We start from the raw sequence: 13247 nt of genomic DNA, 5'->3' as shown, positions 1-13247 counted from the left end.
TATTTGCACATTTGTCGCGAGCGCTGGTGTGGGAGCCAGCCTGCTCACGACAGGGCGGCATCAACATCGTAAAAGTGTCGGGTTGCGGCCCATCGCCATCTCACCCTCAGCCGCTGGCCTTTTTTCTGCATGCAGAACAACCGTCACGTCCAACCCGCATCATCCGGTCGAGTCGACCTAAGGAAACTACATCGTGAAAATCAACTGGGCCGAGAACCTGCGCCAGAACGTACATCAGTTGGCCGAATCCCTGGGCAATCTGTTCGTCGAGACGTTCCATTACCTGGCACTGTTTGCCATCGGAGCGGTGACCGCCTGGGCGGCGGTGATGGAGTTTTTGCAGATGCTCGAGCAGGGGCACATCAAGATCGATGACATCCTGCTGCTGTTCATCTATCTGGAATTGGGAGCGATGGTCGGGATCTACTTCAAGACCAACCACATGCCGGTGCGGTTCCTGATCTACGTGGCGATCACGGCGCTGACGCGCTTGTTGATTTCCAACGTCTCCCACCACAGTCCGCCTGACCTGGGCATCATCTACTTGTGCGGCGGCATCTTGCTGCTGGCGTTCGCGATCCTGGTGGTGCGTTACGCTTCCTCACAGTTCCCTTCGGTGAAAATCGAGCACCCGCACCGCAAGGTTGGCGCGGGTTCCAGCGAGCACGCCGAAGTGGAGAAGGGCGAGATCTAGAAACCGGCGGGGGCGGATGTCGCGCCCTGCGTCTGCGGTGGTGGCAGCTTGACGTTGTCACCGCCGGTCATGGCTTCGAGGATCGCCACAGCGCTGTGGCCCTGCTCGATGGCGATGCCGAACTGGATGCTCTGGACCAGGCGCCGCAGGCGTTCCGGGTCATTGCGTTGCTGGGCGCTGATCATGCGCTTGGCGACGATGCGCCCGGCCTTGGAGAGGGTCAGCATGATGCTGCCGTCCAGGCCCTGGATGCTCAGATTGATTTGATACTGCGGCGCAAAAGCGTCGGTAATGAGCTGAAAAGGGTTGTCCATGATGCGTCACCGCCTGATTGAACGTGCAGTTGTTGACCGGCCGTGATCGGGATTAGTTCGCGATACCGGACCACCGGCCATTCCATGATCGTGCTTCATCCAGAGCCAGGCAGAGGCTGGATCGGAAGATCCCAACCTGCGACCGCTCCAGCAGAGAGGTAGCAAGGGGCATGCCGGAAAAACTGTCGGACAATGATCACGGCGCATAGGCGCTGAAGGCCTTGGCATGCGGCCCGGGAGGCTGCCCGTTTCTGTGCAGGAATGGGCGAATGGTCGTTGACGGTGCAGGGTGAGCGCAGAATTTTCGTGGGGTAAGCAAGGCGAGGCAACTCCCGACATTAACAGCGCTTTTGTCCGTTGTCCGGCTTTATTTGCGTATGAATATTTATCTTTTCGAAGGGGTTGAATTGTTCTGCCGCCAGCCCGACTCTGTATTCAAGGGGTCGTCGCGCTACCGTCGATTGGCCCCTGGCGAGCTAGCCGAAATAAGGGATGAACTATGCAAATCCAAGTCAACAGCGATAACCATATTCAAAGCAGCATCCGACTGGAGGAGTGGGTACGTACTACCATCGAAAGCACGCTCGAACGTTATGAAGAAGACCTGACACGGGTCGAGGTCCATTTGCGGGACGAGAACGGCGACAAGCCCGGTCCCCATGACTTGCGTTGTCAGCTGGAAGCACGGCCAAAGGGTCTGCAACCGGTCTCGGTGACACACAAGGCCGATACGCTGGAATTGGCCATCGAAGGGGCGGCCACCAAGCTTGAACATGCCCTGGAGCATCTGTTCGGCAAACTGCGCGTCAAACGCGCCACCGCTGAGAAGCCGACCGAGTCGGTGGCCTTGGCCGATGCGATGCTGGAAGAAGAATTCCTGGAGAACGAACGGGCTGCACTCAACGGCTGAGCCCGATCATTTAAAATTACCCACCGAACAGACGGGCCTGCAATCGCAGGCCCGTCTTGTTTCAGCGATCCATCGCAGCCCCTGATCAGAACGCCACGGACGTCTGCACATACAGCGTGCGCGGTTCCCCTACGTATTTGCCCCGGTTGTTATCGTCGAACGAGCGGGTGAAATACTGGGTATTGAAGATGTTCTTCACACCCACCGCCACGTTCAGGTCCGACAGTTGCGGGCCGAAATCATAGGCGGCGCGGCTGCTGAACAGCATATAGCCAGGGATATTGCCGGTACTGCCGTCGGCGCTTTCGGCGCGGGTATTGGCGTTGTCGGCAAACTGCGCGCTCTGATAGGTGCTGTCCAGGTTCAATTTCCACGGCCCGTCCGTGTAACCCACGCCCAGTGTGCCTTTGTGCTTGGAAGAAAATGGCACGCGGTTGCCTTTGTTCGGTCCGTCTTCCCGAATGGTGGCATCGACGAAGGCATACGTGGCATATACGTCAAAACCGGCCAGCGCCGGACTCAGGCCGTCGAGGGCGTAGTTGATGCTGGTTTCGATGCCCTGGTGGCGGGTTTCGCCACGGGCAATCACCGAATCGTTGGTTTGGTTGCTTTCGTATTGGTTGTCGAAGTTGATCAGGAACGCACCGATCTCCGCCCGCAGGTTGCCATTGTCATAGCGGGTTCCAAGTTCCCAGGTGCGGGCTTTCTCCGGTTTCACTTCACCGCTGCTCACACGGTTGGGCATCTGGCTGTACTGCACACTGCCGAATGAACCTTCGGTATTGGCATACAGATTCCATTCATCGGTCAGGTGGTACAGCACATTCAGCGCTGGCAGGGCGGTGTTGTAGTCGCCCTTGTATTTCACGTTGGTCAGATTGTTTGTCTGCTGCGATTCGATCATTTCGTAACGAATACCGGGCGTGATCGTCCATTTGCCAATATCGATCCGATCATCGATGAAAATTGCATTGGCTTCGGTTCCACCCCGTGTATCGCGGTCGTTTCGGCTGGAGGTTGTCGGCAATTCGTTGCTGGCGATCGGCGTGCGATAGCGCAGTTCATGGCCGGCCTCGTTGATGTAGCGATAGCCGACGCCGACTTCGTGGCTGGTCGGCCCGAGGTCGAAACCTTGGGCAAAACGGGTTTCCAGGCCGCGTACCCAATATTCACGAGGCGACAGGGACAGGAAGGTGCCCTGGTCCAGGTAGCCGCTGCGCAAAGTCTTGGTGAAAAACGTGCTGGCGGTAAATTCGCGTCGATCCTGCTGGTAGCGGTAGCCGAAGTTGACCAGGGTGCGACGGCCCCAGAAGCGGTCATTCTGACGGGTGGACTGATACGGGTTGGCGTCGTAGTCGGCCACATTCAGGCCGCCGGGCATGTCGGCCTCGCCTTCGTAGTATTGGGCCATGGCATTAAAACTGTTGGCCTCGTCCAGTTGGTAGTTGCCCTTGAGGATCAAGTCGTCGATTTGTGTGTCGCTGTGTTCGCGCCAGTCGCCGCCGCGAGTGCCGGAGTACAACAGGGCACCGCCAAGGCCGTTGTCGGCGGTGCCGCCGGCCAGCAGGTTGGCGGATGTCTTGAAGCCGTCGTGACTGGAAGACGGGCTGGTCTCGGTCTGGAAGCCGCCCTTTACCGTCGGCGCCTCGGGAATCGCCCGCGTCACGAAGTTGACCACGCCACCGACGTTTTGCGGACCGTAGCGCACCGCGCCGCCTCCGCGCACGACATCCACCGCGTCCATGTTGCCCATGCTGACCGGCGCGAACGATAGCTGCGGTTGGCCGTAGGGTGCGAAAGGCACCGGGATGCCGTCCATCAGCACCGTGGAACGTGAGGCCAGGCGAGGATTGAGCCCGCGGATACCAAAGTTCAGCGCCATGTCATGGCTGCCGGTGCCGTTGTTTTCCGGTGCGTTGACGCCAGGAATGCGATTGAGCACATCCCGGGCCTGGGTCGCGCCCTGGCGTTCGAACGCCTCACGACGGATGACGTCTCGGGCACCGGCGTGTTCGAAGACATTGGTCGGCGCGGCATCGCCGAGCCAGTCACCGACCACGGTGGTGGTGCCGATGTCCAGCGCGGTGCTGGCGGCCGGTTGCAGGCTGAAGGCGTTGTCTGCCTCAGGGCGGGCTTGCAGGCCTGTGCCTTCGAGCAGCGCGCTCAGCCCTTGCTCTGGGCTGTAGCTGCCTTCCAGGCCCCGACTTTGCAGGCCTGCGGTCGTCTGTGAGCTGAAGGAAATCAACACCCCAGCCTCGCGTCCGAATTGATTGAGGGCATTTTCCAGTGACGACGGCGCGATGTGATAGGGCTTGGCATCTGCAGCCTGTACGCAAGGCAGTACGACGAAACTCAAGCTGGCCCCCAGGAGCAATTGACGCACGGTACGGGCGAGCGGGGTGAGACGGGTGGGTTGTTGCGGCATGGATGAGAATCCCGAGAAGGTTGTATCGAAGTGCTTTCCTTCTCTGTCACCCCAGGTGTGGAAAACGGCTCACTGGTGCATCACTTTTTTTCAGCTGGGGTGGCCGTGGTTCAGGCTCGAGCTTCGACCGAGATCCAATAGCGGGTGAAACGACGCACTTTTACCGGCAGGCTGACTTCCAGCAGATCGAGGATTCGCTCGCTGTCGTCCAGCGGATAGGTTCCAGAGATCAGAAGGTTGGCGACCGCCTCGTCGCAGTGCAATTGGCCACGTCGGTAGCGGCCTAGCTCGTCGAGAAAGTCTGCCAGGCGCATGTGCGCCGCTACCAGCATGCCCTCTGTCCAGGCGCCGCTGTTGGCATCCAGGGCCGTGGCGGGCCCGGCGCCGTTGATGCCAAGGCTCAGTTGCCGTGACGTCGCCAGCAACAACGCCGGGCCGTGTCGGCTACGAATGTCCACCTGGCCTTCAAACACCGCCACCTGGGTGTGGTCCGGATACTCGCGTACGTTGAACCGGGCGTTGCGGCTTTCCAGCAGGCCATGGGCGGTCAGCACTTGCAGGGGCCTTGGGTCGCGGGCAGCGGTCAATAACAGTTCCCCCTCCAGCAGGTGGATCAAGCGGCGTTGAGCGTCGAAGCGAACGTCTACCGCACTGCCGCTGTTGAGCTGCAACTGACTGCCGTCATCCAGCGTCAGACGACGCCGTTCGCCTACCGGGCTGCGAAAATCGGCCATCAATGGGGTTAGCAGTTGGCGTTCACGCAGGCTCCAGGTCAACGCTGAACCGGCCCCAAGCACCAACAACATTTTGAGCGCTCGACGCCGCGCAGCGGACTTCGGTGCATTGAGGGCCGCATGGGCCAACGGAGAGGGCACGCTGCGCAGCCGCTGATTGACCCGCTGGATATGCTCCCAGGCGCGGCGATGTTCGTTGTGAGCATTGAGCCATTGCTCCCAGGCTTTCTGCCGGCGAGTATCGAGTGGGCCTTGCTGCATTTCCAAAAGCCAGTGCACGGCCTGTTCGGCCACTTTCGCACTGACATCTGGTGCGCTGTTCATCGCTGGGGTCATAAGGCGAAGTAGCAGCGCATCGCTGCCTTGTTCAAATGACGCTTGACCGTCGCCAATGAAATTCCCAGTTCACGGGCTATTTCGTTGTAGGTCAGGCCATCGACCTGGGCCAGCAGAAACGCCTGCTTGACCGCTCGTGGCAAACCATCGAGCAGTTGGTCCAGTTCCATCAGGCTTTGCAGGATGATTGCCCGTTCTTCCTCCGACGGCACCACCTGCTCCGGCAGTTGGGCGAGGGTATCGAGGTAGGCGCGCTCAAGGTCCTGGCGTCGGTAGTGGTTGAACAGTACGCGCTTGGCAATGGTCGTAAGAAACGCCCGGGGTTCCAGGACAGGCTGCGGGTCGCGCGCAGTCAGTACGCGCATGAACGTGTCCTGGGCCAGGTCGGCGGCACTGTCGGGGCAGCCGAGTTTTCTTCGCAACCAGCCGTTAAGCCAACTGTGATGGGCGTTGTAGAGCACTTCGACGGTGTGTGCAGGCGGCAACGAGGAGCATCCCGACAGCGATGAGCTGTGCTAGAGAACAAGAATTGTTCGCATTGTAGGGGCGCGGCGGTGGCTACGGCAATCGGGATCAGTACCTGCTTGTTTCATTTGACCGGGGCACGTTGATGCCTAGCGCAAAAACGCCTGTCGATACTCGCCGGGTGTCGCGCCGAGGGCCTGCCGGAAACGATTCGTAAAATGGCTGGCGCTGGCGAACCCGCAGGTCAACGCGACCTCACCCAGCGGTTTTGACGTGCTGCGCAGCCAGTGCCGCGCGTGGGCCAGACGTCGTGCCAGTACGTATTGATGGGGCGGCAGGCCGAAGCTTTCGCGGAACATCCGGGCAAAGTGGTATTCGGACAGCGCACACAGCGCCGCCAGTTGGCCGAGGCTGATGGCGTCGGCCAGATGGCTGTCGATGTAGTCCACCAGCATTCGCCGCTGGTGAGCGGCCAGCCCGCCCTTGAGGCGAAGCCCCTGGCGCTGGCCGACCTGGCTCAATAGCAGATGGTTGAGCAAGTCATGGGCCAGGCTGGTGGTCAGAAGGCGTTCACCGGGCTCATCCCAGTTCAGGGCGATCAACTGGCGAAAGCGCTGTGCCTGTTGCGGGTCGTCGAGAAAGGTGGCTTCGCGCAGTTGCACTTGCCGCGGCTCGCGATCCAGCAGCGTGACGCAACCGAGGGCGAATTGCTCAGGGCTGAAGTACAGGTGCGCGAGGCGAATGTCGCCATTGATGACCCAGGCCGATTCATGCCCGGCCGGCAGGACGCAGAGTTTGCCAGGTGCCCCGGTGGTGTCGGGGCGTTCGCGGCGAAACGTGCCGGTACCACCGGCGATGTAGCACGACAGCGTGTGGTGAGTCGGCGCCTCGTAGTCTTGGGCGTCGTGATGGTTGCTCCACAAAGCGGCCGCCATGCCATCTCCAAGCTCGGCACTGTGCTCAAGGCGAGCATTGGGCGAACTGTTGAGGGCTTGAAAGACTTGCAGGGTTTGCAGTGTGGGCATGATCGGGTCTCTCCAACGCCTTGCATCCTACTCCGTCGGTCGGCTCATGCCAGCCTGCAAAGCGACAAAACCGCAAGTTTACGCAAGCGCCCGGTGGCGGGCGGCGCAACACTGGCGGTCATTGTCAGGAGTTGCCGTCATGAACCTCTCGTTGTATCTACTTACCGTGCTCATCTGGGGCACTACCTGGATTGCGCTGAAATTGCAGTTGGGCGTGGTCGCCATCCCCGTGTCGATTGTCTATCGCTTCGGCCTGGCGGCGCTGATTCTGTTTGTGATGCTCTTGCTCAGCCGACGTCTGCAAGCCATGAACCGGCGCGGTCATTTGATTTGCGTGGCCCAGGGCCTGTGCCTGTTTTGCATCAACTTCATGTGTTTCCTCACTGCCAGCCAATGGATTCCCAGCGGGTTGGTCGCGGTGGTGTTCTCTACCGCCACGCTCTGGAATGCCCTCAATGCCCGCGTATTCTTCGGTCAAAGGATCGCCCGCAACGTCTTGCTGGGCGGCGCCTTGGGCTTGCTGGGGCTGGCGCTGCTGTTCTGGCCGGAGCTGGCGGGTCATAGCGCAAGCCCGCAAACGCTGCTCGGGTTGGCCTTGGCGTTGCTGGGAACCTTGTGCTTTTCGGCGGGCAACATGCTCTCGAGTTTGCAGCAGAAGGCCGGTCTCAAACCGTTGACCACCAACGCCTGGGGTATGGCTTATGGTGCGGCGATGCTGGCGGTGTGGTGCCTCTTCAAAGGCATCCCGTTCGATATGGAATGGAACGCGCGCTATGTCGGCTCGCTGTTGTACCTGGTGATCCCAGGTTCAGTGATCGGCTTCACCGCCTACCTGACGCTGGTGGGGCGCATGGGGCCGGAGCGGGCGGCGTATTGCACGGTGCTGTTTCCGGTGGTGGCGTTGAACGTCTCGGCGTTGGTCGAGGGCTACCAATGGACGGCGCCGGCACTGCTCGGGCTGGTGTTGGTGATGTTGGGGAACGTGCTGGTGTTTCGCAAACCCCGGCCCGTGGCGACGCAAGCCGCCCTGGGCGCACGCTGAGCCAGGGTATGGCAGGCCCGGACCCGGCGCCTGCCCGATGGTTTACTTCCAGACTTGTGGGTTGACCAGGTTCTTCGGTCGCTCGCCCAGCAAAGCGCTGCGCAAGTTTTCCACGGCAAGATTGGCCATGGCTTCACGGGTTTCGTGGGTGGCCGAGCCGATATGGGGCAGGGTTACGGCGTTTTTCAGCTGGAACAGCGGCGATTCGGCCAATGGTTCTTTCTCGTAAACGTCCAGCCCGGCGCCGCGGATGCGGTTGTTCTGCAAGGCTTCGATCAGCGCCGGCTCATCCACCACCGGGCCGCGGGAAATATTGACCAGAATGGCACTCGGTTTCATCAGGGTTAGTTCACGCTGGCCAATCAGGTGGCGGGTCTTCTCACTCAATGGCACCACGAGGCAAACAAAGTCTGCTTCGGCGAGCAACTGATCCAGCTCGCGAAATTGTGCGCCCAACTGATCTTCCAGTTCGGTCTTGCGGCTGTTGCCGCTATAGAGAATCGGCATGTTGAACCCCAGCCGGCCACGCCGGGCAATGGCGGCGCCGATGTTGCCCATGCCGACAATCCCCAGGGTCTTGCCGTGCACGTCAGTGCCGAACAGCTGCGGGCCGACCGTCGCCTGCCATTGGCCGGCTTTGGTCCAGGCGTCCAGTTCAGCGACGCGCCGGGCGCTGCTCATCAGCAGGGCGAAGGCCAGGTCGGCGGTGCTTTCGGTGAGCACGTCAGGGGTGTTGGTGAGCATGATTCCACGCTCATTGAAGTAGGCCAGGTCATAGTTGTCGTAACCCACTGACACGCTGGACACCACTTGCAGATTCGCGGCGCTCTGCAGTTGTTCGCGGCCGAGCTTGCGTCCGACACCGATCAGGCCATGCACGTGGGGCAAGGCTTCGTTGAACTGTGCATTGATGTCGCCGTTCGACGGATTGGGCACGATCACGTCGAAATCCTGTTGCAGTCGTTCGACCATCTTGGGTGTGACACGGCTGAAGGCAAGTACGGTTTTTTTCATCGCAGAAGGCTCATCAGGCAAGGAATACCAAGCACGCTAACATTCTGGATGTGGGTTAGGCGAGAGGGGGAGCGTCGATTGAGGCGAGTCAGTGGCAGGAATGGAGTACTTATGGGCAGTACCTATGGGGAGTATCTATGTTGGATGTGGGAGCGAGCCTGCTCGCGATGACGGCGGCATCTCCACCATCACTGCAAACTGATCCACCGCTATCGCGAGCAGGCTCGCTCCCACAAGGGATTTCTATTTCATCCCTGAGGTGTTTACGCCGCCCGCAGCGAAATAAACGCGTAGTTGACCGGTGCCTCAGTGGCAACCCGTGCTCCACTGGCCAGGACCTGGCAGGCCACGTCATCACCGGACAAATGGAACTGCCATTCACTGGCCGCTTGCTCCAGTGGCTGTAAACGGACCTGATCAATGACGGTGGCGAATGCACTCATGTCCGGCAGGTACGCGGTAAACCCGTCACCCTTCAGCGCGGTGGTGAGGATGCCCAGTGAAGCGCAGATGCGCTCCTTGATCCGGATTTCCTCGCGATCGGCCTGACGTGAGCGTTCGATCAACTGCGCCAGTTCCTTGTCGACCAGTTCACCGCCGAGTATCAGTTGCGGTCCGGTCTCCCACGACTCTGGCGGGCATTCCTTTACGGCAATGTTGAGCGGGATGTGCGGGTTGATTTCCATCGGATAGATACGGCACACCAAGGGGCGGCGCTCGTAGATGCGGCACAGGTTTTCTTCGTCAAGATTGCGGCAGCGCCCGGCGTTATAGGCGGCGAAGGTGATTGCCACCAAGGCCTCGGTGGTGCCGCTGTGGACCCGCGCCGAACGGCGCTCAGCGTGTTCGCGTTGCGCCGCCGGCAGGCCGAGGCCGTTGGGCAGGAAGGCTTCCACCAGGACAATCACCTGGCCGCCGTCGTCAGCCCACATCCGGGCCTCGTCGAGGGTCAGGGGGACATGGTGATCGGTGCAGCATTTGCCACAGCCTACGCAGGAAAACGTTGTGTTCATTGAGCGCCCGGTCAAAAGCTGGAAGGCGGCGACAGAAAAACGCCGCGATTAACCGATGCGAAGCAAGTTGTGCGCCATCACCGGCTGTTGTCGGCGGGGCGGATGGAGTCCCACTCGGTCACGTAGGCGGTCTTGGATTTCTTGCGGTAAAGGCACAGCTCGGTGCCCGTCGCGCCTTCCATGTGTTTCTGCGGATACTGGCCTTGCAGCAACAGCGCGGTATAACCCACCCGGTCATCGAACTGCGCGGCAGTGCCCACAGGCTCGGCGTTCTTCAAGCCGCTGGCCTTGATGCAACTGGCAAGCACGGTTTTGTCATGGGTGGCCCAGGCTTCTGGGCTGGAGGCGTGGGCCTGGGCGGCGAGGGCCGTGAAGCCCAAAAACATGAGTGCGTGGATTTTCATCAGCAAGATCCTTGTTCTGGGAAGCCAGGACAGGAGTATGCCTGAGGTGCCGGGATGATCATTCCCCTATACGCATGGGAATGATCATCAGGCATGACTCAGTGGCCTTGCTCGGCAACCGCCTTGGCGGCCGTGATCAGGCACTTGGTCAGCTCCGGTGAGGAGAACTTGGTCAGCACGCCATTGGCCCCGGATAGCCGAGCCTTCTCGCTGTTCATGGCGCTGTCCAGCGAGGTGTGCAGCAACACATAGAGGTGGGCGAAGTCCGGCGTTTCCCGCAGGGTCCGGGTAAGGGCGTAGCCGTCCATCTCCGACATTTCGATGTCGGAAACGATCAGGTTGATCTGCTGTGCAGTGCCTTGCAGGTCCAGCAGGCATTCGATGGCTTCCTTGGCGCTGCGAGCGGTGTGGCATTGCAGGCCGAGGTTGCGCAAGGTGTGTACCGATTGTTGCAACGCCACCTGACTGTCATCGACCACCAGGATCCGCGCGTTGCCCAGGACTTCGGCGTCTTCCATGCTCAGCTCGGTGGGCGCCGTTTCAATCTGCGCCGGGGCGATACCGTGGATGACTTTTTCGATGTCCAGCACCTGCACCAGTGTGCCATCCACCGACGTCACGCCAGTGATGAAGGCGCGTACGCCGCCTGAGCCGAAAGGCGGTGGCTTGATGTCGGTGGTCAGGCAATGCACGATCTTGCTCACCGCCTGCACATGCAGACCCTGTTTGGATCGACTCACATCGGTGACGATCAGGCAGCCGCCATCCGGATCTTCCAGGGGCCGTTCGCCGATGGCGCGGCTCAGGTCGATCACCGACAACGAGGCCCCGCGCAGGGTGGCGATGCCTTTGACGTGCGGGTGCGACTCCGGCAGTTTGGTCAACGGCGGGCAGGGAATGATTTCGCTGACTTTGAGCAGGTTGATTGCCATCAGCTTGCCGCTGCGCAAGGTAAACAGCAGAAGCGAAAGTGAATCTGCGCGGGCTTTGTTGGAAGACATAAAAACCTTCTGTGGAAAAAGGTGGGGCGAGCGTGAAGAACGCCAAAACAGCTTTTGATATTGGGTTATCGACCCGATGGGGGCTGGCTTTAGGGCGAAACCCACAGACAATCGATTTCAGCTCAGTGGCCTGGGAATGCATACGCTGTGGTCCGGCGATAAATGCCCTCGCCGCATGGGGCGTCGGTGGTACAGAAGGTTTTATTTGAGTCCCAACCGCTTGGCCATCCGCCCCAGGTTCGCCCGATCCAGACCCAGTTCCCGAGCGGCGCTGGCCCAGTTGTGCTGATGCCGTTCCAGGCAGGCGATGATCAGCTTGCGTTGAAAATCGTCCATGGCTTCACGCAAGTCCCCCGTGACCCCCTCCAGGGCAGGTGCGGGGCTGGCGGATGAAGGTGGCGGGTGTTCTTCCGGGCTGCGGGGCAAGTCCAGGTCCTGGGCGCTGAGGCTGAGGATCTTTGGCCGCACCGGACACCGGCCCAAGGCTTTTAAGGCGCTTCGGCCGATCAGGTGCTCCAGTTCACGTACGTTCCCCGGCCAGTCATACGCCAGCAATGCGGCCTGGGCGTCACTGGTCAGGCGCAGGCTGCCCAGGCCCATGCGCGAACGGTTCTGCTCCAGGAAAAAACCGCTGAGCAGCAGCACATCGCGCCCACGATCCCGTAGTGCCGGCACCAGCAACGGGTACACGCTCAGGCGATGATAGAAGTCGGCCCGATATCGCCCGTTGCGCACTTCTTCAGCCAGATCGCGATTGGTGGCCGCAATCAGGCGTACATCGACCCGATGTTCCTTGTCCGAGCCCAGCCGTTGCAACTGGCCGCTCTGCAACACTCGCAGCAGCTTGGCCTGCACGGTCAAGGACAACTCGCCCACTTCATCGAGGAACAACGTGCCGCCATCGGCCAGTTCGAATTTGCCGCGCCGGTCATTCGTGGCCCCTGTGAACGCGCCGCGTACATGGCCGAAGAGTTCGCTTTCCACCAGGGTATCCGGCAGTGCGGCGCAATTTAGGCTGATAAGCGGCTGCTCGGCGCGCTTGGAGGCCGCGTGTATGGCTTGGGCGACCAGCTCCTTGCCAACCCCGGTTTCGCCAGTGATCAGTACCGTCAGGTCGCTGCCCCCCACCAGGTTGATTTCTTCCACTAATCGCTTGTGGGCCTTGCTCTGGCCGACCATGTCGCGAGGTTGCTGGCCGCTGGCCTGGCGGTAGACCTCGGCGCGGCGATGTTCGTCTTCGGCTTTCAAGGCCAGCCGATCAATGCGTTCGGCTGCGCTGACCGTGGCGGCGGCCAGGCTGGCAAAGGCCTGCAAGGCGCTCAGGTCGATGGGCTCGAAGCGTTCGGGGTTCAGCGCGTCGAGGGTCAGCAGGCCCCACGGTTGCTCGTCGACGAACAGTGGGCAGCCCATGCAGTCGTGGACCTCCAAGTGCTCAGCCAGACCTTCGACCAATCCGTCGTACGGGTCGGGCAGGTCACTGTCGGCGGCAAAGCGAGTGGGCTGCGGGCTGGCCAGCAGTGCCTGGAAGCGGGGGTGTTCGCTAATCCGGAAGCGTCTGCCCAGGGTATCGGTACTCAAGCCATCCACCGCCAGCGGCACCAGACAGTCCCCATCCAGGCGTAACAGCGCGGCGGCGTCGCAGGGCAACAGGGCTCGCAGCGCGCCAAGCAGGCGACGATAGCGCTCGCCTTCCGGCAACTCGCGGGAGAGGTCGGCCACCAGCGGAAGCAGTGAGGTCAGCAGGGAGGTTGCGGTCATAATGACTCCATGTTGTCCTAAGGACTATAAGATGCCATATGTCTTAATGACTACTTAATTCGTAAGCAATTGAAAATGTTCAATAATTTTTATGGCATGAAACCTGATAGGC

At 60.7% G+C, this 13247-nt stretch carries 13 protein-coding genes; 3 read left to right on the top strand and 10 right to left on the bottom strand.

Going from position 1 to position 13247, the window contains the following annotated elements; genetic code table 11:
* The first annotated feature begins 193 nt into the window (after positions 1-193).
* Positions 194-694, top strand: coding sequence for a phosphate-starvation-inducible protein PsiE (locus AC3I65_RS21800; protein ID WP_076383585.1), 501 nt, complete (start codon positions 194-196; stop codon positions 692-694).
* Here AC3I65_RS21800 and AC3I65_RS21795 read toward each other — a convergent pair.
* Positions 691-1008 (bottom strand): DUF3509 domain-containing protein, encoded by a 318-nt coding sequence (locus tag AC3I65_RS21795; protein ID WP_047228614.1) that lies wholly within the window; start codon positions 1006-1008, stop codon positions 691-693. The two genes, AC3I65_RS21800 and AC3I65_RS21795, sit on opposite strands and share 4 nt — an antisense overlap.
* A gap of 499 nt (positions 1009-1507) precedes the next feature.
* Here AC3I65_RS21795 and AC3I65_RS21790 point away from each other — a divergent pair, with 499 nt between their 5' ends.
* Positions 1508-1918, top strand: a complete 411-nt coding sequence (locus tag AC3I65_RS21790) for an HPF/RaiA family ribosome-associated protein (protein WP_047228613.1) — start codon at positions 1508-1510, stop codon at positions 1916-1918.
* 85 nt (positions 1919-2003) lie between these two features.
* Here AC3I65_RS21790 and fecA read toward each other — a convergent pair whose 3' ends face one another.
* From fecA to AC3I65_RS21770, 4 genes are all read right to left on the bottom strand, one after another.
* Positions 2004-4343, bottom strand: coding sequence for a TonB-dependent Fe(3+) dicitrate receptor FecA (gene fecA / locus AC3I65_RS21785; RefSeq protein ID WP_107321891.1), 2340 nt, complete (start codon positions 4341-4343; stop codon positions 2004-2006).
* Positions 4344-4453: 110 nt separating this feature from the next.
* Entirely contained in the window at positions 4454-5401 is a 948-nt protein-coding gene (locus AC3I65_RS21780) for a FecR domain-containing protein (protein WP_488524152.1), read from the bottom strand.
* Positions 5402-5409: 8 nt separating this feature from the next.
* Positions 5410-5898, bottom strand: coding sequence for a sigma-70 family RNA polymerase sigma factor (locus AC3I65_RS21775; RefSeq protein ID WP_047228610.1), 489 nt, complete (start codon positions 5896-5898; stop codon positions 5410-5412).
* A gap of 129 nt (positions 5899-6027) precedes the next feature.
* Positions 6028-6903 carry a helix-turn-helix domain-containing protein gene (locus tag AC3I65_RS21770; RefSeq protein ID WP_107321892.1) on the bottom strand — a complete coding sequence of 292 codons (876 nt, stop codon included), beginning with the start codon at positions 6901-6903 and terminating at the stop codon, positions 6028-6030.
* A 139-nt stretch (positions 6904-7042) separates the two neighbouring features.
* Here AC3I65_RS21770 and AC3I65_RS21765 point away from each other — a divergent pair, with 139 nt between their 5' ends.
* Positions 7043-7945, top strand: a complete 903-nt coding sequence (locus AC3I65_RS21765) for a DMT family transporter (protein ID WP_107321893.1) — start codon at positions 7043-7045, stop codon at positions 7943-7945.
* A gap of 42 nt (positions 7946-7987) precedes the next feature.
* Here the strand turns inward: AC3I65_RS21765 and AC3I65_RS21760 are convergent, their stop codons facing one another.
* The 5 genes from AC3I65_RS21760 to norR all read right to left on the bottom strand — a co-directional run bounded on the left by AC3I65_RS21760 (position 7988) and on the right by norR (position 13135).
* Positions 7988-8959, bottom strand: a complete 972-nt coding sequence (locus AC3I65_RS21760) for a 2-hydroxyacid dehydrogenase (RefSeq protein WP_488524151.1) — start codon at positions 8957-8959, stop codon at positions 7988-7990.
* Between the two features lie 263 nt (positions 8960-9222).
* Positions 9223-9972, bottom strand: a complete 750-nt coding sequence (locus AC3I65_RS21755; protein ID WP_316912201.1) for a YkgJ family cysteine cluster protein — start codon at positions 9970-9972, stop codon at positions 9223-9225.
* 77 nt (positions 9973-10049) lie between these two features.
* Complete coding sequence (locus tag AC3I65_RS21750; RefSeq protein ID WP_488524150.1) at positions 10050-10376, bottom strand: hypothetical protein; 327 nt, start codon at positions 10374-10376, stop codon at positions 10050-10052.
* A 98-nt stretch (positions 10377-10474) separates the two neighbouring features.
* Positions 10475-11377: a chemotaxis protein CheV gene (locus AC3I65_RS21745; RefSeq protein WP_047228604.1), complete on the bottom strand. Its 903-nt coding sequence runs from the start codon at positions 11375-11377 to the stop codon at positions 10475-10477.
* Positions 11378-11578: 201 nt separating this feature from the next.
* Entirely contained in the window at positions 11579-13135 is a 1557-nt protein-coding gene (gene norR, locus AC3I65_RS21740) for a nitric oxide reductase transcriptional regulator NorR (RefSeq protein WP_488524149.1), read from the bottom strand.
* Positions 13136-13247: the final 112 nt, after the last annotated feature.

Source organism: Pseudomonas sp. N-1-13 (genome assembly GCF_057787095.1).
This window is presented reverse-complemented; position numbering and strand designations above follow the sequence as displayed.